Source organism: uncultured Pelagibacterium sp., from assembly GCF_963972885.1.
Classification (GTDB): domain Bacteria; phylum Pseudomonadota; class Alphaproteobacteria; order Rhizobiales; family Devosiaceae; genus Pelagibacterium; species Pelagibacterium nitratireducens.
This window is the reverse complement of record NZ_CAXAXY010000044.1, coordinates 1-22,919: the sequence shown is the minus strand read 5'-3', so window position 1 is coordinate 22,919 and position 22,919 is coordinate 1. Positions and strand designations below refer to the sequence as shown.

General features: G+C 62.3%; 16 protein-coding genes. 14 read left to right on the top strand and 2 right to left on the bottom strand.

All coding sequences use genetic code 11. The features are described from left to right. The 9 genes from acs to AACZ55_RS09055 all read left to right on the top strand — a co-directional run. The coding region (gene acs, locus AACZ55_RS09095; protein ID WP_339645392.1) for an acetate--CoA ligase at positions 1-1,344 on the top strand (1,344 nt) is incomplete at its 5' end. A gap of 147 nt (positions 1,345-1,491) precedes the next feature. Beyond that, on the top strand, positions 1,492-4,242 hold the full coding sequence (locus tag AACZ55_RS09090) for an EAL domain-containing protein (protein WP_339645390.1): 2,751 nt from the start codon (positions 1,492-1,494) through the stop codon (positions 4,240-4,242). A gap of 87 nt (positions 4,243-4,329) precedes the next feature. Continuing rightward, entirely contained in the window at positions 4,330-5,427 is a 1,098-nt protein-coding gene (locus AACZ55_RS09085) for a glycoside hydrolase family 3 N-terminal domain-containing protein (protein ID WP_339645388.1), read from the top strand. After that, the gene (locus AACZ55_RS09080; protein ID WP_339645386.1) at positions 5,424-5,957 is read left to right on the top strand and encodes a DUF1697 domain-containing protein; all 534 of its coding nucleotides are present in this window, start codon (positions 5,424-5,426) and stop codon (positions 5,955-5,957) included. Before AACZ55_RS09085 ends, AACZ55_RS09080 begins: the two co-directional genes overlap by 4 nt. 69 nt (positions 5,958-6,026) lie before the next feature. Further along, positions 6,027-6,629 (top strand): LysE family translocator, encoded by a 603-nt coding sequence (locus AACZ55_RS09075; protein ID WP_339645384.1) that lies wholly within the window; start codon positions 6,027-6,029, stop codon positions 6,627-6,629. 111 nt (positions 6,630-6,740) lie between these two features. Next, positions 6,741-7,541 (top strand): UDP-2,3-diacylglucosamine diphosphatase, encoded by an 801-nt coding sequence (locus AACZ55_RS09070; RefSeq protein WP_338610053.1) that lies wholly within the window; start codon positions 6,741-6,743, stop codon positions 7,539-7,541. Between the two features lie 94 nt (positions 7,542-7,635). Then, positions 7,636-8,856 (top strand): MFS transporter, encoded by a 1,221-nt coding sequence (locus tag AACZ55_RS09065; RefSeq protein ID WP_339645381.1) that lies wholly within the window; start codon positions 7,636-7,638, stop codon positions 8,854-8,856. Between the two features lie 57 nt (positions 8,857-8,913). Next, positions 8,914-9,717 carry a UDP-2,3-diacylglucosamine diphosphatase gene (locus AACZ55_RS09060; protein ID WP_339645379.1) on the top strand — a complete coding sequence of 268 codons (804 nt, stop codon included), beginning with the start codon at positions 8,914-8,916 and terminating at the stop codon, positions 9,715-9,717. Continuing rightward, entirely contained in the window at positions 9,714-10,739 is a 1,026-nt protein-coding gene (locus tag AACZ55_RS09055) for a glycosyltransferase family 1 protein (RefSeq protein WP_339645377.1), read from the top strand. Before AACZ55_RS09060 ends, AACZ55_RS09055 begins: the two co-directional genes overlap by 4 nt. 56 nt (positions 10,740-10,795) lie before the next feature. On the opposite strand, the gene AACZ55_RS09050 is transcribed toward AACZ55_RS09055, so the two are convergent. Beyond that, positions 10,796-16,099, bottom strand: a complete 5,304-nt coding sequence (locus AACZ55_RS09050; RefSeq protein WP_339645375.1) for a hypothetical protein — start codon at positions 16,097-16,099, stop codon at positions 10,796-10,798. Between the two features lie 335 nt (positions 16,100-16,434). On the opposite strand from AACZ55_RS09050, the gene AACZ55_RS09045 reads away from it, so the two are divergent. Both AACZ55_RS09045 and AACZ55_RS09040 read left to right on the top strand, forming a co-directional pair. Then, positions 16,435-16,815 carry an Hpt domain-containing protein gene (locus tag AACZ55_RS09045; RefSeq protein WP_338610061.1) on the top strand — a complete coding sequence of 127 codons (381 nt, stop codon included), beginning with the start codon at positions 16,435-16,437 and terminating at the stop codon, positions 16,813-16,815. A gap of 144 nt (positions 16,816-16,959) precedes the next feature. Then, positions 16,960-17,280, top strand: a complete 321-nt coding sequence (locus tag AACZ55_RS09040; RefSeq protein WP_338610063.1) for a 2Fe-2S iron-sulfur cluster-binding protein — start codon at positions 16,960-16,962, stop codon at positions 17,278-17,280. 200 nt (positions 17,281-17,480) lie between these two features. Here the strand turns inward: AACZ55_RS09040 and AACZ55_RS09035 are convergent, their stop codons facing one another. Next, a complete protein-coding gene (locus AACZ55_RS09035) occupies positions 17,481-19,298 on the bottom strand; it encodes a metallophosphoesterase (protein WP_339645373.1) in 1,818 nt (605 codons plus the stop codon). Positions 19,299-19,798: 500 nt separating this feature from the next. Here AACZ55_RS09035 and cysG point away from each other — a divergent pair, with 500 nt between their 5' ends. The 3 genes from cysG to AACZ55_RS09020 all read left to right on the top strand — a co-directional run. After that, complete coding sequence (gene cysG, locus AACZ55_RS09030; protein WP_339645371.1) at positions 19,799-21,193, top strand: siroheme synthase CysG; 1,395 nt, start codon at positions 19,799-19,801, stop codon at positions 21,191-21,193. A gap of 254 nt (positions 21,194-21,447) precedes the next feature. Next, positions 21,448-21,756 carry a DUF2849 domain-containing protein gene (locus tag AACZ55_RS09025; protein WP_338610067.1) on the top strand — a complete coding sequence of 103 codons (309 nt, stop codon included), beginning with the start codon at positions 21,448-21,450 and terminating at the stop codon, positions 21,754-21,756. Beyond that, on the top strand, positions 21,743-22,919 hold a 1,177-nt coding region (locus AACZ55_RS09020), incomplete at its 3' end, for a nitrite/sulfite reductase (protein WP_339645369.1). The genes AACZ55_RS09025 and AACZ55_RS09020, both read left to right, overlap by 14 nt.

Here is a 22,919-nt window from a genome sequence, read left to right as displayed (position 1 = left end):
GTCGACAAGGCGCTGGCGGATTCTCCGGGGGTGGAAAAGGTGCTGGTGGTCAGAAACACCGGTGGCGACATAGCCATGGAGGATGGGCGCGACGTCTGGCTTCACGAGGCGGCCGCCGGGGTCGAGGCGGTTTGCGAGCCCGAGCCGATGAATGCCGAGGACCCTTTGTTTATCCTTTATACGTCGGGTTCGACGGGTAAGCCCAAAGGTGTGCTGCATACGAATGGGGGCTATCTTGTTTATGCCTCGCTGACCCATGAATTGACCTTCGACTACAAACAAGGCGAAGTCTTCTGGTGCACCGCCGATGTGGGCTGGGTGACCGGGCACAGCTACATCGTCTATGGCCCGCTGGCCAATGGCGCGACGACGGTCATGTTTGAGGGCGTGCCCAATTATCCCGACGCGGGACGGTTCTGGGACGTTGTCGACAAGCACAAGGTCAATATCTTCTATACGGCGCCGACTGCGATCCGGGCGCTGATGGGAGCAGGCAACCAGTTTGTCGAGCGGGCCGATCTTTCCAGCCTGCGGCTTTTGGGCTCGGTGGGCGAGCCGATCAATCCCGAGGCCTGGATGTGGTATTATCGGCAGGTGGGGCGTGAGCGGTGCATTGTGGTCGACACCTGGTGGCAGACCGAAACCGGCGGGTTCATGATCACCCCGCTGCCCGGCGCCATTCCGACGAAGCCCGGCTCTGCGACAAAGCCGTTTTTCGGTGTGCAGCCGGTGGTGCTGGAGCCGGAAAGCGGCAAGGTGATCGAGGAGACCGAAGCGTCTGGCGTTCTGGCTATCGCCGATAGCTGGCCAGGGCAGATGCGGACGGTCTATGGCGATCACCAGCGGTTCAAGGAAACCTATTTCCAGCAATACAAGGGCTATTACTTCACCGGCGATGGCTGCCGGCGGGACGAAGACGGCTATTACTGGATCACGGGCCGCGTGGACGACGTGCTCAACGTGTCCGGCCATAGGCTGGGCACGGCAGAAGTTGAAAGCGCGCTGGTCGCTCATCCGAAAGTGTCCGAGGCCGCCGTTGTCGGCTTCCCCCACGATGTAAAAGGGCAGGGCATTTATTGCTATGTCACGCTGATGGCCGGCGACGCCGGATCGGACGATCTGGCGGTCGAGTTGCGCAATTGGGTGCGCAAGGAAATCGGCCCTATTGCCTCACCCGACCATATCCAGTTCGCGCCGGGCCTGCCCAAGACGCGCTCGGGCAAGATCATGCGCCGCATTCTGCGCAAGGTGGCCGAGAACGACTATGGGGCGCTGGGGGATACTTCGACGCTGGCCGACCCGGGCGTGGTCGATGATCTGATCGCCAATCGCAAGAACCGATAGGCCGTCTGGGTCTTTAGCTTTGACGCCGGGCTCCGCATTGGCGGTGTCCGGCGTTGGCATTTACGGGTTCTTCAACTGCTTGGGAGATAAAGGAAAAAGCGTTCGCGCAGTAAATTGCGGACGAAAGCAGGGGGCAGGACGTCCACGGTGGCTCGGGTTCAGCATCTCATTGTTGCGGCGGTAGTGTGCGCAACCATGCTCGTGGCGGTGGCCATGGGGTGGTTTGCCGCGCTCGATTCCGCCCTTCATGATATGCGATTTTCGCTGACCTCGCGCCCGGCCAGCGGCGATATCGTGTTCGTTGAGATCGACGCCGCGGCAATGGCGCAGGCCGGCAGCCGATCACGGGCACGCAGCGTTTATGCCGATGCGCTCGACAGCCTGATCGATGCCGACGCGCGAACCGTGGTTCTCGATGTCGGGCTGCAAAGCGCGCTCGACTATTTCGATGACAATGCGCTTGTCCAGGCCATGACCAGGGCGGCGGGCAAGGTGCGCACGGTTGCTACCGAGACCCGTTCGTCCGCATCCAACCGCGTATTGAGCATGCCCATGGACCGGTTCGCGGCTCTTGCTCCGCCCGTCTATATCGATGCGGTTGGCGGCAATCGGCGGTCGGCGGTCTATCGCACCCGTATCGTCAACGATGGCTGGGTAATCGAATCCCTGGCGACGGCGCTCTCTTCGGATCATTCGGTATCGCGCCCATCCTTTTTGATCGATTTTTCCATAGATCTTGCCACAATTCCGCGGACGACCCTGTCGGACGTGGTCGGGGGCAGCTTCGAGACGGGGCTGTTCAAGGGCCGGCAGGTCATTGTGGGCCAGGCCAGCTATTCGCAGCAATCGAGCCATTCGGTGCCCCGCTACGGGATGCTGTCCACTCCATCGCTCCAGCTTCTGGCGGCCGAGACCGTACGGCAGGACAGGGCGCTGAGCGATATGGGGCGCCTGCCCGCGATCATCATCGTTTTGGGCATGGCCGTGCTGTTTGCGTGTCTGAGGCCGCGCATGACGCTGGGCTCGGCTATTGCCGGATCGCTGGCTTATGCAGGCATCCTCGAATTTACGGCCCTGGCCATGCAGGTTCATGCGGGCATGCTGCTTGATACGGCCGGCATCCATATCGCGCAGGTCGGATTTCTGGCCATTGCGTTCTGGCATGAGCTCGAGGCCCGGGGGCGTTCGCTGTCCCATGCGGCGCGTGAACGCGATTCCATGCGCGGCATCCTGACCCGTGTCGTTGCCGACAATTTCGATGGGGTGGTGGTCGTCGATCACAACAAGTCGATCCGCGCTGCCAGCCGGTTGGCCGAAGAGCTGATATCGCCGGGGCTGCACGGCGCGCGTATTGGCGATGTCCTTCCCGTACCCTTCCGTGAGGCGCTTGAAGCGGCGCTCGATAGCGGGCGGATGATGGATGCCGTGTCCGAGGTGGTCATCGGGTGCAATGGTGCGAGCCGGACTGTGGAGTTCGTCGTCACACTCTCGGATATCGATGCTGGCGAGGTGAGCGCGGAATCGGCCGGAAGGGTGGCGTGCCTTACCTTTAGGGATGTGACCGAGCGCCGACAGGTCGAGCACAGGCTGACCTATCTTGCCCAGCACGACCCACTGACCGGCGCTGCCTCGCGGGTCAAATTCGTCGAGACGATCGGGGAGCTGCTGGCCACGCCAAACGGCCGGGTGCGGGGTGTCAGCGTCTATCTGATCGGGCTTTCGCGGCTCAAGACGGTCAACGATACTTTGGGTCACGCCTATGGCGATGCCCTGCTCAAGCAGGTGGTGGCCCGGCTGGAACTTCTGGGGCCGATCAGCGTGGCGCGGCTGGAGGGCAACGCCTTTGCCGTGCTGCGGGAGGGACTGCTGGGCGACGACGGCGGCATGGGGTTTGCCGAAGCATTGATTGCCGAGGTGGTGCGACCCTATACACTGGACGAGCACGGGGCCATCATCGGTGCCCGGGTGGGCATGAGCGATTCCGATCTTTCGGGCAGCGCGCCCGATGCACTGGTCAGCCATGCGGGCGTCGCGCTCTCGATAGCATCGGATCAGTCGGGCAATCGCGCCCTTGCCTTTTCCAAGGAAATGGACACGCGCATCAAGTCCAAGCAGGACATGGAAATCGCGCTGCGTGCGGCGCTGGCCCGTGAGGAATTTTCGGTTCACTATCAGCCTCAGGTGGATCTCGAGACCGGAGAAATTACCGGTGTGGAGGCTCTTGCGCGCTGGACGCATCCTGAACTGGGGTCGGTTCCACCGGGTAAATTCATTCCCGCTGCCGAAGAGACCGGGCTTATCGTCGAGCTTGGCCGCTGGATTCTGCATGCGGCGGCAAGAGAAGTGGCCAACTGGCCGCGTCCGGTGCGGCTTTCGGTCAATGTTTCTGCGCTTCAGTTCGAGCTCGGCGACATCATTGCCGACGTCCGGTCGGCCCTGGCACAATCGGGCCTGCCGCCCGAGCGGTTGCAGGTGGAAATCACCGAGAGCCTTCTGGTGACCGAGACCTCTCACGTTACCGAAAAGCTTCGCGTTTTGCGTGCGGAAGGGGTCGGGATCGCGCTCGACGATTTCGGCACGGGCTATTCTTCGCTGAGCTATCTGGGCCGGTTGCCGGTCGATACGATCAAGATCGACCAGAGCTTCGTGCGGGGTCTGCCGGGGGATGGGGAGGCTTCGGCCATCATCCGGGCGGTGCTCATGCTTTCTGAGTCACTGGGCAAACATGTGGTCGCCGAGGGCATCGAGAACCAGGATCAGGCGTGGCTTCTGCGCCTTGCCGGGTGCAAGACGGGGCAGGGGTATTTCTTTTCGCGTCCCGGCCCGGCTGAAGACATCGTCGTCAAACTGCTCGCCGCCGAACATGACAGGCTGTCCACAGTCATGCGCATGGGCTGATTTGTGCCCCAAAGTTGCGAAAGATTGGCCTGGCCGGTCGGGGAATCGGGCACATTTGCCCTTCCCGCCGCACACAGAAAGCAGGCCATGCGCATTCTTGCCTCTCTTTGTCTTATCCTTGGGCTGATCGTGCCCGGCGAACCCGCCTCGGCGCAAAGCCTTGAGGATATGGCGGGGCAGATGGTCATGGTGGGCTTTCGGGGCAGTTCCCCCGATGCCGCTGGCGTGCGGGCCGTGCGTGAACAGATCGCGCGGGGCGAAATCGGTGGCGTGACGTTCCTGCGCATCAATGTGGACAGCCTTGCGGCGGTGAGCGGCATCAACCGCAGCCTGATCGCGGCGCGTCCATGGCTTCCGCCGTTCATCGCGCTCGACCAGGAGGGCGGGCAGATCGAGCGGCTCACGGCGGCAGTCGGATTTGATGAGATTCCCTCGGCACGCGCTGTTGCGGCCCAGACGCCGGATCGCGCCAGGGCAATCTATGCCGGTCTGGCCGGCGATCTGGCGCGGCTGGGTTTCAACGTCAATTTCGGGCCGGTGGTCGATCTCGATATCAACCCCGACAATCCGATCATCGCCCGCTATGAGCGCGCCTATGGCACTGATCCGGTTCAAGTTACCGCGCTGGCCTCGGCATTTGTCGAGGCGCATCGCGGCGCAGGCATGGCGACGGCGCTCAAGCATTTTCCCGGCCATGGGTCGAGTGCTGCGGATACCCATGAGGGGTTTGTGGATGTCACCGGGATGTGGCAGCCGGTCGAGCTCGAACCCTATCGGGACATGATCGATGCCGATCTGGCCGACATGGTGATGGTAGCCCATCTTTATAACGCCGATGTCCAGGGCAACGATGCCCGGCAGCTTCCGTCGAGTCTCTCACGCACCTGGATCGAGGGCGTGCTGCGTCGCGAGTTGGGATTTGCCGGCGTGGCGATCAGCGACGATCTGGAAATGGGGGCCATCCGCTCGCGGTTCGATCTGCACGACACCGTTGTGGTTGCGGTGGAAGCGGGGATGGATGTCCTGCTGTTTTCCAACACCGCCGCTTATGACCGTGCGCTGGGCAGCGAAATCCATCAGATCCTTGTCGATGAAGGGCGGGCCAATCCCGAATTTGCCGACCGGATCGCGCAGAGCTACGGACGAATCCTGGCTCTCAAGCGCAAGATGGGCATGGTCCCGTGACCCGGTTCGTGGGCCTGCTCTATTCGATCTCCCTGCCGGATGGAAAGCGCGTCATCAATGCACCGTGGCGCGAATTGCTCGAAGCGTTGGGTCATAGCGACGTCAGGACGCTGCTGGCCACGGGAAATGTGGTGTTTACGGCCGAAGGCAATGACCCGCAGGCCATCGAGAAGACCGTCGAGCCGGCATTTGCCAAGGCGTTCGGCCGTCATATCGATTTCATCGTGCGTGAGGGCACCCGATGGGAACGGCTGGTGGCCGCGAACCCTTTTCCCGAGCAATCGAAAACCGACGGATCGCGCGTGGCGGTGCGCGTGATGCGCGAACCAATGGCGGCGGAGGCGCAAAGCCTGATCGAGGACCGTGCGAGCGGCGCCGAGATCGTGCGCGTGATCGATGGCGACCCGTGGATCTATTTCGGCGATGGATTTGCCACATCGAAACTGGCCGGCGTCCTGACAGCGGGGCGTACGGGCATTGGTACGTCGCGAAACTGGAATACAGTCAAAAAGATCGCCGACGCGCTGTAAGGTTTGGCGGATTGGCAAATTGGTGAAAAGCTGCTATTAGGTCAACATTACTGACGTTGTGGGGCGTCCATGGACATGTTGAACGGTTCTTTGGTGGCCGCATTCTTTTTGGCGTGTGCCACCGCTTCGTTTTCTCCCGGCCCGAACAATCTTATGGTCATGACTTCGAGCGCCAAGTTCGGTTTGGCGGCTACGGTTCCGCATGGCGTGGGCATCATGGTGGGGTTTCCCGTGATGGTGTTTGTGGTGGGGTTCGGGCTGGCCGGCGTGTTTGAAGCCTATCCCTGGATCAACACGGCCATGCGGTACGGTGCAGCGCTTTATTTCGTGTGGATGGCCTGGACAATGCTCGGCATCAGGATCGGCAATGTGCAGGGCAGCGAGCGGCCCATGCGGCTCCATGAGGCGGCGGGCTTTCAGTGGATCAATCCCAAAGCCTGGGCCATGGCGCTGAGCTTTGTGGCGCTGTTCGTTCCGGCCGGCGAGGGCAGGCTGGTCAACCTGTTGCTGGTGTCGCTGGGCTGTGCACTGGTCAGCGTCTTTTCGGTCGGGACGTGGATGGTGTTCGGGCGCGGTTTGATTGCTTTCCTGCGTAAAACGGGCACCGAAAAATATCTTGGCCCGATTCTGGCCGTCCTGATGCTGGCTTCGGTGGTCCTGTTCATCCTCTGACATAGAGGCCGGCCGAAACGATTTTGCCATCGGGGATCGCTCGTCTAAAGTGCCCGGGCCGCGCTGATGGGGAATCAGAATGCGCTTCAGGTAGGACAAGGTACTTTCTGCATGCAAGAAACGGGGACCGTCCGGCACGTCAGGGCGCTCTTTATCAGCGACGTCCATCTGGGGATGCAGGCAATTCAGGTCGAGGAACTCCTCAAGTTCCTGGCGATCCATGAGGCCGATACGATCTATATCGTGGGCGACCTGATCGATGGATGGCGTTTGCAAAAGGAATGGAACTGGCCGGCCGAGTACGATGCGCTGGCCAATGTATTGCTCGGCAAGGCACGGGCAGGAGCGCGCATCGTTTATCTTGCGGGCAATCATGACGAGTTCCTGCGCGATTATCTGGGCACCTATTTCGGCGGCGTCGAAATCGTCGATCGCATGATCCACATCACGGCGGACGGCAAGCGCTATCTGGTGATCCATGGGGACCAGTTCGACGTTGTCGTCGCCAACGCCAAATGGCTCGCCCATATCGGGGACTGGGCCTATAATTTCGCGCTGACCATCAATGCGCCGATCAACTGGGTGCGCCGTCGTATGGGGCTCAGCTATTGGTCGCTGTCGGCCTGGGCCAAGCAGAAGGTCAAGAGCGCGGTTTCGGTCATGGGGCGGTTCGAGGAAGCGCTGTCGCTCGAAGCGCGCAATTCCAAAGTCGAGGGGGTGATCTGCGGTCATATCCACCAGGCCGCCATGCACCACAAATTCGGCATTCACTACATCAATTCAGGCGACTGGGTGGAAAGCTGCACGGCCATCGTCGAGGGCCATGACGGTGCGTTCGAGCTGATCCGCTGGAAGGACATCTCTGCGCCGCCGCGCAAACGGCGCGGGCTGGGCCGGTTGCGGGCAAGCTGAGTTCTTACGAAATTGACGGTACTTGCCGCTTGCCAGTTCTGGTAGCGCGTGTGCATGGTCGCGTGTCTTTATCTCGCCTTCCGGATCCTTCCCGATGCTTCCGAGCCTGCCCGAGCGGCTGACGACGCCCGAAATGCGCACGGGCCTGTTCTATGCGGCCATGTATCTGCCGATCGGCGTCTCGACGCTGCTCTTGCCCGTGTGGCTGGACGGCAGAGGGATCGGGGAAGAGGAAATCGGCATCATCAGTGCGACGCCGATCTTTATCATGATCGTGCTCAATCTGCTTGTCGGGCGCGTAGCGGACAAGGCCAGCGACTGGCGCGGCGTAATCGTTGCCGGATCACTGGTCAGCGCAGTGGTGTCGCTGGGGTTTGTCTTTGTCGACGCGTTCTGGGGCATTTTGCTGTTCAACACCTTGCTGGTCATCCCCATCATGGCCATCGAGCCGGTGATCGACGCAGCGGCCATAAGGATGACGCGGCGGCGCGGCACCGATTTCGCGCGGGTGCGAATCTGGGGCACATTCGGCTATATCGGCGGGACGGCGCTAGCCGGATGGATGTTTGGCTGGGTGGGAATCGCCGTGTTCGTGCCGTTACTGATTGCCACGGCACTGCTGCGCGGGTTATCGGCGCTGCCACTGCCGTTCTTCCGATCGCAAAACGGGGGCGGGCAAGCCGGTGCGCCGCTGGTGAGTGCGCCCGGAGCCGGCCAGACCCTGCGGCAGGTGGCCAGGCCGTGGTTCGTCCTGACGCTTCTCGGGGCGGCAATATTACAGGCCAGCCATATGCTGCTTGTCAGTTTTGGCGCGCTGTTGTGGCTCAGAGCGGGGGTGCCGGAGGCCGCGGTGGGCATATTGTGGATCGTGGCGCCGGTCTGCGAGATCGTCACCATGCTGTTCTTTTCCCATTTCGCACGGCGGTTTTCGGCCCGGCATCTGCTGCTCGCGGCCTGTGTCAGCGGCGTCCTGCGCTGGATCGGAATGGCGTATGCAACCGATGTCTGGCAGTTGGTCTTGTTGCAGGCGCTGCACATGATGACGTTCGGGCTGGCCTATATGGGCATTGTCACCTTCATCGCCAATTGGACGAGCGAGGAAATCGCGGCCCAGGCGCAGAGCTTTTATGTTGTCATGAAGCAGATCTGCTCGGTCGTTGCGCTGCTGTTTTTCGGGACGCTGGTAGCCCATTTCGGATTGCAGAGCTTCTGGGCGGCGGGGCTGCTTTCGGCGATCGGCGCAGGCATGATCCTGATTTCGCTCTCGATCTGGTCGACCAAAGCGCAAAACGAGTCGCGCCCGCTGTCACAATAGAGTTGCGCAAATCAGGCATTCGAACAGTCGCGAGCCAACAGCCTTGCGGTACGGTCGATGCATTCCGCACAAAAACCACTTCAGTTGCGCGCTCTGTTTATCAGCGATACGCATCTGGGTATGCGCGGCGCCCAGGCGGGCGCATTGCTGGATTTTCTGCAATCGGTCGAGGCCGACTGCATCTATCTGGTCGGCGATTTCGTCGATGGGTGGAAGCTGAAGAAGAGCTGGCACTGGCCGCCGGCCTGCAACCGGGTCATTCAGCATTTGCTCGACTGCACGCGCAAGGGCGCGCGCATCGTTTATGTACCGGGCAATCACGATGAATTCCTTCGCGAATTCGCAGCGCTCCGGTTTGGCGGCATAGACGTTCGCGAACGGGCCGTCCATACCGGCGCAAACGGGCAGCGCTATCTGGTCATCCATGGAGATCAGTTCGACGTCGTCGTGCGTCATGCGCGCTGGGTCTCGTGGCTGGGGGATATTTCCTACAATCTGGCACTGCGCGCCGCCATGCTGATCAACCGGGTGCGCCAGAAACTTGGCCGCCCGCGCTGGTCGCTTTCGGCCTGGGCACGGGCCAATGTGAGCCGGGCTGCAGCGCTCGTCGAGCGGTTCGAGACGGCGTTGGTGCGCGAAGCGGCGGAGCAGGGATTTGACGGCGTGGTGTGCGGGCATATCCATGCCGCGGCTATCGCCGACCATGGGAGCGTCACCTATCTCAATTGCGGTGACTGGGTCGAGAACTGCACAGCCATCGTGGAGACAAGGGACGGGCGGTTCGAGTTGATCCGCTGGGTCGAAAAGACCGTGCCCAGTTCCCAGGCGGTTGCGCCTCTTGCCCAGGAGGTCGCCCCATGACGCGGCTGCTGATTGTATCGGATGCGTGGCATCCGCAGGTAAACGGTGTCGTGCGTTCGCTTGAAAACGTTGGCAACACGCTGGCGCGGCGCGGCTATGAGGTGAGATATCTCACCCCCGAGCCGTTCTGGACGCTGCCCTTGCCGACGTATTCGGAAATCCGGGTGCCGCTGCCATCGCTGCGGGTGGTGCAGGATATGATCGCCGATTTTGCGCCCGATCATATCCACATTGCCACAGAAGGTCCGCTGGGGTTGGCCGCACGAACACTTTGCGTGACGGGCGAGCTTGCCTTCACAACCAGCTATCACACGCGCTTTCCCGAATATCTGGCGGCACGCCTGCCCGTGCCGGTCGAGTGGAGCTATGGCTATCTGCGCTGGTTTCATGCCGCCGCATCGGCGACCATGGTGCCCACGCCCTCGGTTCTCAAACACTTGCGGCGGCGGTTCTTCCGTCACCTCGCCGTCTGGTCACGGGGGGTGGACCTTTCAGCCTTCAGCCCCGGACCCAAGGCGATGTTTGCGGGTCTGCCGGGGCCGCATCTTCTCTATGTCGGGCGGGTCGCGGTCGAGAAAAACATCGAAGCGTTTCTCGAGCTGAAGCATCCCGGCACCAAAATCGTTGTTGGAGACGGCCCGGAGCGGGGGGCTCTCACGCACCGTTTTCCCGATGTCGTCTTTACCGGACAGTTGACGGGCGCAGCGCTGCGGGATGCCTACCGCAGTGCCGATGTTTTCGTCTTCCCCTCGCGCACCGACACCTTCGGCAATGTCATGCTCGAATCCATGGCCTGCGGCACGCCCGTTGCTGGCTATCCCGTGATGGGCCCAATTGATGTGATCGGGACGGGCAAGGGCGGGGCGCTGGAAGTTGACCTGGAGTCGGCCGTTAAGCGGGCGCTTTCCATTCCGCGCTCCGAGGCGATTTCCAGAGCAAAGGAATTCACCTGGGAGGCCGCTGCCGACCAGTTTGCGCGGCGGCTTGCGCCGATCCGTTCCCGTGTCGGCATCGCTGCATAAGCCGAAACAAAAACGCACCCCTCAGGGTGCGCTTTCTCAATTCAAATTCGCAGGCCTCAGTTCAACCGGCCGCTGGCATGGGCGAGCATCGTATAGACCTTGCCACGGTTGCTCACGAGCTGGTTGAAGGTCTGCTGCATGCCATTGGGGCCGTTGGCAGCTTCGCCGAGCAATTGCTCGAATTCGCTCATATAGGCTGTTGCCGTGCGCGAGAATTCGGGATCGCGCTGGAGCTTGCGGCGCACCTCGTCGAAGGTCGACTGACCGGTGATTGTGTAGAGCCGGCGGTTGAAAGCGCCCGATTCCCCATCCTGATAGCGGTTCCAGGCGGCGGCGAGGGCATCGTCGTCGATGGCGCGGGCGATATCTTCGGTCAGGCTCGAAAGGTTCAGCGGGCGCTGGGTGCCGGCCTGCTGGCTGGCCGAAGCGTTGCGCAGGACATCACGCAGCCATCCGCCTTCCTGGGGTGCGGCGGCGGAAGCCGGCTGTTGGGCAGCGGTGCCGCGTGACTGGGTGAGCGCTTCGTTGAGCCGCTCGGACGGCGATTTTTGAGCCTCTGCCGGGCGTGGCTGGGTCATCACAGGTGCCTGCTGGCGCGTCGGCTCCGGCTGACGGGCAGGAGCGGGGCGTGCGGGCTGATGAGGTGCCGGCTCGGCCGACCGGGTCGGTTCGGCAGCGGCAAGGCGTGCCGAGGGCGTGCGCGGCGTTGCGCGGCTGGACACTTCATGGGTGCCCGGCTGGGCACGCACGATGGCATTGAGCTCGGACAACGCCTCGATCTGTTCGGCAACCACGCGGCGCATTGCCGCCGCGCTGGCCCGGGTTTCTTCGGGCAGGTCGAGTACGGAACGCTGCAATTCGTTGCGGGTCGCTTCGAGTTCCTGGCCGAGCTGAGATGCGGTGGTGCGCATGGCATCGGCGGTGTCGCCAAACCGGCGGGTAGCGTCCGAGTAAGCGCGCTCGATATCGGCGAGGAGGTCGGCCTGGGTCTGGCGCAGGGCGTCGCTGGCCCGTTGCCCTTCGCCCGAGGCGAGGTCGCCAATTGTCGAAATCTGGCCGGTGACGGCATCTGATGTCGAGGCAAGAGCCTCTTCCATGGCCTTGCGGGCCGCAATCAGGCGGCGCTCGGTCTGGTTGACCGTTTCGGCGATCGACTGGGCGAAACCGCGCAGGCGGCTGTCGATTTCCTCGGTGCGGACCGCAAAACCTTCGGCAAGCGATTCCATGGCGCCACGGCGGTTTTCCAGCGTGTCCATCGTGGAGTTGGATACTTCGGCAAGGTTGGCGGCGGCATCGGTGAAGCCGGCGGTCTCGGAGTCCAGCTTGCCCGAGAGCTGGCCGAACTGTTCGAGCATTGCAGACATGGTGTTCTGCAGCGCTTCGACGTGCTGGCTCATCATCGTACCAGCCTCTTCGGTGCCGGCCATCGCGTCGCGAACGGCGCTTGTATAGGCCTGCGTCTGCTCGCCGACATTGCCCTGCAGGCGGGCCAGATTGCCGGTCGAGGCTTCCAGAACGCGCTGGAGCAGCAAATTGGCATCGTTGAGCTTGCGCAGCGAGTCGGTGATCTCGTGCTGAATGCGATTGGACGATTCCGACATGATGTCTTCGGCGTCGCGGGCATTGGCTTCGAGCGCAGCGCGCAGCAGGTTGGTCTGGCTGCCCAGCGCGTTGGTGAGCTGGTTCTGCTTGGTGTCGATGAGTTCGGCGAATCGGTCGGTGTGTTCGGAGACGATCCGGTTGATCTCGGAAGCCTTGCGGCCCAGTTCGTCCGCCGTAGCGACGGCGCGCACTTCCACCAGATCCTCGATATGAACCGAGGCAACCTTGAGCTCTTCCATGGCCTTGCGGACCACCGCGTCCATCCGCATGGCGGTCTGTTCGACGTCGGCGGAGATGTTGGCCGTAACGTTGGCCAGCTTGTCGTTGAGCACCTCTTCGATCCGGCTGGCGCCGGTTTCAAGGTCGGACATGGACTGGCCGATGGCGCTGTGGATCGAGCCGGTGAGGGTGGATTCGATGCGATCTGCGCCGCTTTCGAGGTCGCGCATGGAATCGGTGATCGTGCCGTGGATGGCCTCGTTGAGGCCGGCCAGGCGCTCGGCGGTGATTTCGGCGCGGGTGGTGATCGCTTCGGGCAGGGTGCCCAGGCGGTCATCGACCATCTCGGTAATTGCGCTGCGGGCTTCGGTGAGGCGCGCTTCGACGAGGTCGGCGGCATCGCGGGCGCTCTGACCGACCGAAGTCGCGGCCTCGCCGATCCTGGCGGTGACACCGGATTCCGCGCCGCTGATCTTGTCGACTGCGGCGTCAATTTCACGGCCGATATTGGAATTGAGTTCGGCCACCTTGCTTTCGATGAGCTCGGACATTTGGGCCGAACGACTTTCCATCGTCTCGGTGACATTGGTCAGGCTGCCATCGATTGTGAGGCGGATGCGCTCGCCCGAAGCGTCGACCGCCGTGGTGAGTTCGCTCGTCTTGCCGGAAATCGACTCCGCCATAAGGCGGGCTTTTTCGTCGAGCGATTCTTCGAGGCCGCGGGCCTGGCCCGTGATCGAACGCTCGAGGCGTTCTGCGGACTCATCGATCAACCCGCCCATATAGCGTGTGCGCTCGGTCAGCGTTTCCGAGAGCTGGTTAGAGGTGATGTCGAGCATCGAATTCATCGCATTGGCGCGCTCGGCCAGAGTGTCGTCGAGCTGAGTGGTGCGCGCCGACAGTGCGGTATCGAGCTGCTCGGTGCGCGCATCGAGCGCGGAGGTCAGCTGTTCGCTGCGGCTGTCGAGTGCCGAGGTGAACTGTTCGGTTCTTCCATCAAGGGCAGACGTGAAGGTTTCGGTTCGGCCGTCAAGGGCCGCCGTAAGGTGCTCGGTGCGGCTGTCGATGGCCGACGTCAGATTGCCTGTGCGACTTTCAATGGCCGACGCGATTTCCTCGGCGCGGCCATCAAGGGCGGCACCGATCTGTTCGGCCCGACCGTCAAAGGCGGATGTGAGCGCTTCGGTGCGAATGTCGAGGCTGGAATTGAGCGCGTCCGCGCGCGTGTCGAGCGCAGCGGACAGGGCATCGGTGCGCAGATCGACGGCCGATGTAATGGCCTCGGCACGCGCATCGAGGGCTTCGGTGAGGGCCGCGGTCTTGGCGTCGGCCATGGCGCCAAAGCTTTCGCCGCCGGTTTCGAGGGCACTGGCAAGGGCACGGCCCTTGTCGTCGAGCAGTGTTTCGAGCCTGTTGGACCGCTCGGCGATCTCGGAGGTGTGGGCATCGAGCGAGGAGACGAGCTTTTCGCCCTTTTCACCCACGATGGTGTCGACCTGGCCGATGCGGCTGTCGAGAATGACAGAGATTTCGTCGACCCGCGCGTTGAGCTGGGCCAGAGTATCGGTTCCGGCCCGGGTCAGGATGTCGCGCGTCCGCTCGGTCGATTCCTCAAGCGCGCCATCCAGCCGCAGGCTCATGGATTCGATCTGGCTCTGGAGGGCGTTGGACTGGATCGAGAAGGTCTCATCGAGCCGATTGGTGATCCGGCTCAGGGTTGCCTCTGCCTCTTCGGCGCGGCTGGCGATCCCGTTGGAGACCGTTTCGCCCAGAGCCGTAAAGCTGGTCCCGAGAGCTTCGGAACGGCGCGAGAAATCCACAAGGATGGATTCGGTCGATCCCTTGAGGACGTCGCCGATGGTGGCCGATTTTTCTTCAATGGCCGCCGAAAACGAGATCGTGTGAGAATCGAGGGAATTGACCAGCGTGTTGATGCGTGTGTCGACCATCTCGGTGACTTCGCTGGCCCGCTGATCCAGCGCTTCGGTCAAGGCATCGGTACGACGCCCGAAGGCGGACTCGATGTTTTCCACGCCCATGCCCAGCGCGTCGGCGAGCGCTTCGGCACGGCCCTCGAATGCAGCCCGAACCTCGGCAACGCCGGTTCCCAGGGCATCGGCGAGTGCATCGGCACGACCGGCAAACGCAGCCTGTACGTCCTCGACGCCGGTGCCAAGAACCTTTGCAATCGCCTCCGCACGGCCCTCGAAGGCGGTTTCGATGCGCCCGACGCCGGCGCCCAGAGCGTCTTCGAGAATTTGGTTGCGGCTATCGAGCGCGTTGGTGAGATCGGCCGTTCTGGTGTCGAACAGGGTGTTGAGCGCGCCCGTCGTGTCGCTGAGCGCGGTTTCCACCATGTTTGAATGCCCTTCGAGCGCGATCTGGACGCTCGAGGCACTTGAGGTGAGTACGGTGTCGAGACGGTCGGTCGAGGTGTCGATTGCGCTGGCCAGCGCCTCGGCCCTGTCGGTCAGCGTGCCGTCGAGGCGGCCGGCGCTGTCGTCGAGCGCCATGATCAGATCGGCGGTGCGGCCCTCGATGGTTTCGGCAAAGCTCTGCGAGCGGCGCTCGAAGGTGGTTTCGATTGTCGTTCCAGCCGTTTCGATCGATTCCGTCATCGCCGTTGCGCGATCGGAAAGCGCCTGGGTGATTTCGCCGCCGGTGGTCTTGAGGCGGTCGGTGATCGAGGTGCCGATCTCGTTGAGATCGGTTGTTACATTGCCGTGCACGGCCGCGATGGCCTCGCGCATGCGCTCGGAATTGGTGACGACGGCGTCGCGCTGGCTGGCCAGTTCCTCGATCAACTGGCGCATGCGCGTCTCGTTGTCGGAATAGGTGCGCTCAAGGGCGGTCACTTCGTTGTGGACCATCACTTCGAGCTCTCCGGCGCGCGAGAGGGCGCGTTCAAGCCCGTCGCCGATGGCGTTGACCTCGCGGCGCACGGCCTGGCCGACGGTTGCGATCTTATGGGCGGCGGCCGATTCGGGCTCGGTCAGGCGCATGGCGGCCTGGGTCATCGAAGCGGCGGCGAGGCGCAGATCCTGGGCGCGGCGCACAAGGAAAGCAATGGAAATCATTGCCAGAATGGGGAGCGCGATAATCGCGGCGAGGGCTGCAAAATCAAGGCTCTGGACGAATTCGGCGACCGAAAGCCCTTCGGTGAAACGCGGGCCATAGCGGAGCGCGGCGATCAGGCCGACGCCGACCAGCCAGAGCAGGGACGCGGTTATGGCAAACCAGATCGGCGCGTTCGAGGCGCGCGACTGGAGGGCGTAAAGAGCGGATGCGGCGGTGGAGCGGTCGTCATTGGCGACCGAGGACGCCTGGGCGGCGATCTTGTCGGCGGCACGCAGGCGTTCGGTGTTGGTGGGGGCCTCGCGGCGCTGTTCGCGCTTGGGCTCGCGGTTTGCCGGCTGGCTTTCTATCTTGCGGGCGGGCTTGTCATCCATCGAGAAGACCGAGTCCTTGAGTGCGTTTTCGACAGCTGAAAACGCAAGCGCTGCCGGATCGTCCTTGGGTGGGGTCGACTTGTTCGCCATACTCTAAATACTCTTTACTCATGCGCCGCAAATTTTAGAAAAACGGCTTTTTCGACAATACCTTGGCGGGGGCTAGCCGCTTCGGATCCATCGCCGGCCGGGATACGGAACGCGCGGAAAAATGCCCCGCAGTGATCCCAACAGCCAATTCTCTATCGTGAGTTATACACGGTTTGGGGCCATTGCTGAAATCTTTATTAAAAGACCGTTAACGACTTTTTTCGTGTACCCACCAGGGCTGAAAATATAGCAGATATCAGAGATTAAGGGTCTTTTTATCCAATCAAGGTTAAGCTGTCGGTAGTGATTGTGACGATTGCGTGATGGTGGGAAAGATGATGCAGCCGCGGGTGGGGGTGAGCCTCGATTCATTGAAAGTGGACAGGACCAACCGGCCGATCGATCTGGTGCATCTGGCGCGTCAGACGTTGGGGGACAGGGCGCTGGAATGCGAAGTGTTGCGCATGTTTGAAAAGCAGGTCGCGATCTATTTCGAGCGGGTGAGCGCTGCGACCGATCCCCATGAAATAACCCTTGGACTTCATACGCTTAAGGGTGCCGCGCAGGGCATTGGCGCCATGGTTCTGGCCTCCCAGGCGCGGGCGGCGGAAGTCGAATTTGCCCGTGACGGCAAGCTCGACGAGGAGACGCTGGCCGATCTGGGCATGGCGGTTTCCGAGGTGTGCGGATACATTTCATCGATCGTTTCGGACTGAATTTTCGCGCCAACAATGGCGCTAAAATCCATGGACTTGTGCGTTCGGTAGCCCCACATTTGCGTTTATTGATGCGCTTGTGTGTGCGGGATGGTTTTCCTATATCCGGGGCACCTCACAGATTTATCCCCGGAGCCCTTTTCCATGCCTATGATCACGTTCGTTGAACCCGATGGCGCGCGCCGCGAAGTCGAAGCGGAAAATGGTGCGACACTGATGGAGACGGCGATCCGCAACGGGGTGCGCGGCATCGTGGCCGAGTGCGGCGGGGCGTGTACCTGCGCGACGTGCCATGTGTATGTGGAAGAGGAATGGTATGGGGTGACGGGCGGCCCCTCCTCGATGGAAGAGGACATGCTCGATTTCGCTTTCGACGTCAAAGACACCAGCCGGCTTTCATGCCAGATCAAGATCCGCGACGACCTCGATGGGCTGGTCGTGAACGTGCCGAGCCGCCAAGGGTAGGATCGGCGACGGTCTATCAGGAGTGTTCTCCGCCCTCTGCCCCGGCGAAAGCCGGGGTCCAGCAGCATCAACTACGAAATCACCGCCTGATGTCGCTCCCGTGGGCCCCGGCTTTCGCCGGGGAAGCGAAGGGAGCTAAACCCGCGCGTTCGAATGCAAAAGGCCCCGCCGAAGCGGGGCCTTGTTTTTTTGCAAAGGGATCAGTTCAGTTCGAACCTGTCGAACAGTTCGACTTCGCCTTGCGGGTCGGTGGTGTCGAAGACGTAGGAGCTGACGGTCGTCCCGTCGGGGCCGGTTTCGAGGACCGAGAACGCGGTCAGCTCGTTGCTGGCGATGCAGGGGAGGTCTTCGCCTGAGGATGCATTGGTCATTGGCGAAAACTCGGTGGGCATGACCGGTTCGTAGCCGTGCGGATCGCCGGTGACGGCGTAGTCGGCCGGATCGTAATCGAAACCGGAGGGGGCGTTGCCGCGGGCCTGGTGGCCTTCGACGTAGCAACCATAGTTGTTGCCGACATTGGAGGTCTCGAGGATGTTCATACCGGCCGGGTTCACGAAGCGATACCAGACATGGGAATGGCCGGTGTGGACGAACTGCACGCCGGCGTCCGAACGGAGCGGTTCGACGTGGTTGACGAACATATCGGCATCGACCGGATAGTCGTAACGCACGCCGGTCAAACGGCCAGCCTCGTCATAGTCGAGGATCTGTTCGGGGTTCGCGTAAGCGGGGATGGAATTGTCGCCCATGCCGTGTGACGGGTGGTGCATGAGCGCGAGCTTGACCGGAGCCGACTTGAATTGCTCGCTTTCGAGCACGGAAACCAGCCAGTCATACTGCTCGGAGCCTTCGGCCATATCCTCGAAGATGAATTCGCCCCATCCCCAATTGTCGGGGGTGTCGAGGTCGGCTGCCGCCTCGCGGTATTTGCCGCGAACGCCTTCATCCTGCGAGGGGGACCGCCAGATGCGGGTGCCGTAAAGCCCGATCATGAACACATCGCCGTAGCGGATGGCGTAATAGGTCTCTTCGCCCGGGCCGTCCGCGGGGAGGGTGAAGATTTCCTCATAGGTGGTGGTGTTGAACGAATTGTCGGCGATCCACTGTTCGCGGATTTGCGCGTCGCCCGAGGGGTTGTAGAGGTCGGCATTGGCTTCATAGAGCGCTTCGGCAACGGCGCGGGGACGCGGGTCGTTGAACTGGCTGCCCAGCGTGGTGGCGGGATTGTAGCGGCCCATCACTTCGTGGTTGCCGATGACCGGGAACAGCGGGGCGTTCTGGATGATTTCGCCGCCGTGATAGGTGGTCGTCGTGTCGAACGTGATATCGCCCTCGGTGCGCGACTGGGCCAGCGCATAGGCGGCGTGGCCCTGAAGACCGGGGAAGAAGGCAAAGCCGCGATTGTCGTCGAACCATTCCGAAGCGCGGTCGGGGATATTCTGGAGATCGCCGGAAAAGAACACGGCGTCGAGTTCGCCGACATTTTCGGCGATCTTTTGCATGTTGGTCGGGGTCATCGGCTTGAGCTGATGATCGGAGGTCAAAAGGATGCGCAGGGGCTGCCCTTCGGCGGGAAGCGGGGCGAGGGAAAATTCCCGGCTTTCGACGGTTTCGCCATTCTCGTCCGCCGAGCGCACGAAATAGGCCTCGCGCTCACCGGCCGTGAGGCCGTCCACATAGGCTTCGTGACGCCAGACGTCGCGGGCCGTGGTGGCGGAGAAGACCGAGCCGTCACCATTCTGGGTGCCGACCCAGGACTGGTTGTCCTCGGCCAGACGGCTCATCTTTATGGTTTCGGCGGCAAATTCGCGCTCGCCGACGACGACTGTGTGGTCCTCTCCTTCGAACTCGGTGAACCACACGACGTGGACGCCGTCCTGGGTGGGGAGTTGAAGGAAGGGGTCGGTCAACAAGCGCTCATCGGCCTGGCTGGCCTGGGCCATCGCGGGGATGGGGGCGCAAAGGGCGGTTGCGGCAAGAAGGCCGGCAAGGAAAAGGGTTCTGGGGGCGGGAGTCATCGCGTCCTGTCTCCTGTGGGGAACTCACAGGATGGCTCTACGATGAGGGGCTTACAGGGGTGTGACAGGGAAATGTCGGCGCGGTGACAACAGCGCACAAAAAGAAAGGCCCCCTCACCGGACCTTGCTTTGCAAGCTCCGACCTCGCCCCCCAAGGGAGAGGTACGAACCCGCGAGCGCGGGGATATACCTCTCCTTTGGGGAAATGGGCGCGGAGCGGTGGGTGAGGGAGGCTTTTGGTTATTCTCCAGCGCGCGAGTCGTGTTTTTCGCGTCGGGAGCGAGAGGGAAATTTATTCGCGCATTGCGACCTTGGCCGCGCGCGGTGTTCCAAGGGCTTCCTGCCCAGGGAAATAAGTCTCCGAACGCCGTTGTTGCGCTTGCTGGATGGGCCGGAAACCCCTAATTTTGCGCATGTTTGGCTGTGCGTGTGTCCTCCCGATGCCGCCGCCAGTTCCAAAAACTGAACCGATCTCGTTTACGGCCAGGAGACCCTCACCCGTGGCACGGCTTAACACATTCCCGGTTTCGGTCGCAGTCAAAGGGCGGCGCATCGTCATTGTGGGCGGCGACGAGGAAGCACTGGCCAAGGCGCGGCTGGCGGCCAAGACCAGCGCGGAAGTGGTTCTGTTCGCCCACGAATTCGAGGCCGATTTTTCAGGGCTGGACGTGACGCTGGTTGCGCGGTCGGTCGAGCCGGACGATTTTGCCAATGCGGCGCTGGCCTTTGTGGCCGACCATGGGCCGGAGGGCGCGCGGGCTTTGAAGCTGGCGCGCGAGGCGGGCGTGCCGGTCAACGAGGTGGACGTTCCCGAAAACTGCGATTTTTTCACCCCGGCCATTGTCGACCGGGCGCCGATTTCAATCGCCATTTCGTCCGAAGGCGATGCGCCGGTGCTGGCGCGGCTGGTGCGGGCGAAAATCGAGGCGATGCTTTCGCCGCGGCTGGGCGATATCGCGCGGCTGGCCGGATCGATGCGCGACAAGGTTGCTCGGTTGCTTTCCGATGGCGTCGCGCGGCGGCGCTATTATGAGGCGCTGGTCACGGCGCCCGATATCGAAGGTGCACTTGCGGCCGGGCAGGGCGAGGCGCGAGCCGATGCGCTGCTTGCCGAACATGCCGGTGCGGCATCGGGCACTGGTTTGGTGTGGCTGATCGGGGCCGGGCCGGGGGCGGAGGATCTGCTAACGCTGCGCGCCCAACGCCTGTTGCAGGAAGCGGACGTTATCGTTCACGACCGGTTGGTGCCCTCCGCTGTCGTCGAAATGGGGCGGCGCGATGCCGACCGGATTTCGGTGGGCAAGGCCAAAGGGCATCACTCGTTTTCGCAGGCCCAGATCAACACGCTGATCGTGCGGCTGGCGGGTGAAGGCAAGAAGGTGGCGCGGCTCAAATCGGGCGATCCGATGGTGTTCGGGCGCGCGGGCGAGGAAATCGCGGCATTGCGCAAGGCTGGCATCGCCTATTCCATTGTGCCGGGCGTGACCTCGGCGCTGGCTGCGGCAGCAGATACGGCAACGCCGGTGACGCTGCGCAAGGTCTCCTCGGGCTTCGTGTTTGCCACGGCGCATGGCGCTGACAATTCCGATCTTGCTCATTGGGCGTCGCTGGCCGAGTCGGGGCTGACGCTGGGGCTTTACATGGGCAAGTCGATTGCCGGGCAGGTGGCGGGCGATCTCATGGCGCAGGGGCTTTCGGGCGCGGTGCCGGTGGGGATCGTGGTCAATGCCGGGCGAGCCGACAAGACGCTTTATGCGGGAACTGTCGGCGGGCTGGCGTCGGGCGCAATCGATTTTGCCGATGGGCCGGCGATCATCTTTATCGGCGAAGCGGTGGCCGAAGGCGATTGGGCGCAGGCCGAAGCAATCGCGGCGCAGGTGGAGCGGGTGGCGTGATGGCGATTGCGCTTGGCGTTTCAATCGCAGCGTCATTGTCGGGCTTGACCCGGCAATCTGCAGTGGCGCCGCTGGCGCAGACGGTGTTCGCGGCACCAGCCGTGCGACACACTTCTGCTGCGTACAATGGTGGCGAGGCGGATCCCCGGGTCAAGCCCGAGGATGACGGTGGTTGGGTTGGGCAGCGCTGTCGAATGTCGTCCAGATGTCGCCTCTAAAATGAATCCGATGGTTTCTGTAACGTATTGAGTGAAATGACGAAAATCCTCACAGGCAATGAACTGCTCTCCGGGGCGACCGTGTATCTCGATCCGCAAGGCAATTGGGTTGAGGACATTCAGGCGGCGCGGGTGTTTGGCAAGGACGAGACCGAGGCGCTGGACGCTGCCATGGCCGGGACAAGGGCGACGGGGCGGATTCTGAGCCTTGAAACCGAGGACGTCGAAACGATCAATGGCGCGATCCACGCCAACCGTATCCGTGAGCGCATACGGTCGGAAGGGCCGACCGCGCCACGCTTTGACCGCCAGCATCTGGGCGAGGACGAACATGTATCGATATGACGAATTTGACGCGGCGTTTGTAAGTGAGCGCGTCGAGCAGTTTTCAGACCAGGTCCGCCGCCGGATTTCCGGGGAATTGACGGAAGACCAGTTCCGGCCGCTGCGGCTGATGAACGGGCTCTATCTCCAGCTTCACGCCTATATGCTGCGGGTTGCGGTGCCCTATGGCACGCTTTCGTCCAGGCAGATGCGGATGCTGGGCCATATCGCGCGCAAGTATGACCGGGGTTACGGGCATTTCACGACGCGCCAGAATATCCAGTACAACTGGCCCAAGCTGCGCGATATTCCCGAAATCCTGGCCGATCTGGCGAGCGTGGAAATGCATGCGATCCAGACATCGGGAAACTGCATTCGGAACGTGACGACCGATCAGTTTGCCGGGGCGGCGGCCGATGAGATCATCGATCCGCGTCCGGTGGCCGAGATCATAAGGCAGTGGTCAAGCCTGCATCCCGAATTCACCTTCCTGCCGCGCAAGTTCAAGATCGCCATTACCGGTGCGCCCAATGACCGGGCTGCGGTGAAATTTCACGATATCGGGCTGATGGCGCAGACCAACGGGTCGGGCGAAGTCGGCTGGGCGGTCTATGTCGGGGGCGGGCTGGGGCGGACGCCGATGATCGGCAAGCTGATCAACGGCTTTGTGCCGCATGAACATCTGCTGGCCTATCTGGAGAGTATCCTGCGGGTCTATAACCGCTATGGGCGTCGGGACAACAAGTACAAGGCGCGCATCAAGATCCTCGTGCATGAGGAAGGGCTGGAAACCATCAAGGCGCAGGTGGAAGAGGAATTCTCCCATGCGCGCGGCGGGGTGCTCACGCTGCCCGAGGCCGAACTGGACCGGATCAACGCCTATTTCGCGCAGCCGGCCTATAAGGACCACGGGGTCGTTTCCATCGATGTGGAGCGCGAAAAGATTCTCGATCCGGCCTATGGGCGGTTTCTGGAGAACAACACGTTCCCCCATGCCCGGTCGGGCTATACCTCGATCACCATCTCGCTCAAGCCCATCGGCGGGGCGCCCGGCGATGCGACGGCAGAGCAGATGGAGGCGGTGGCGGAGCTCGCCGAGCGCTATTCGTTCGACGAGGTGCGGGTGAGCCATGAGCAGAACTTGGTGCTGCCGCATGTGGCGCTTTCCGATCTGCGGGCCGTTT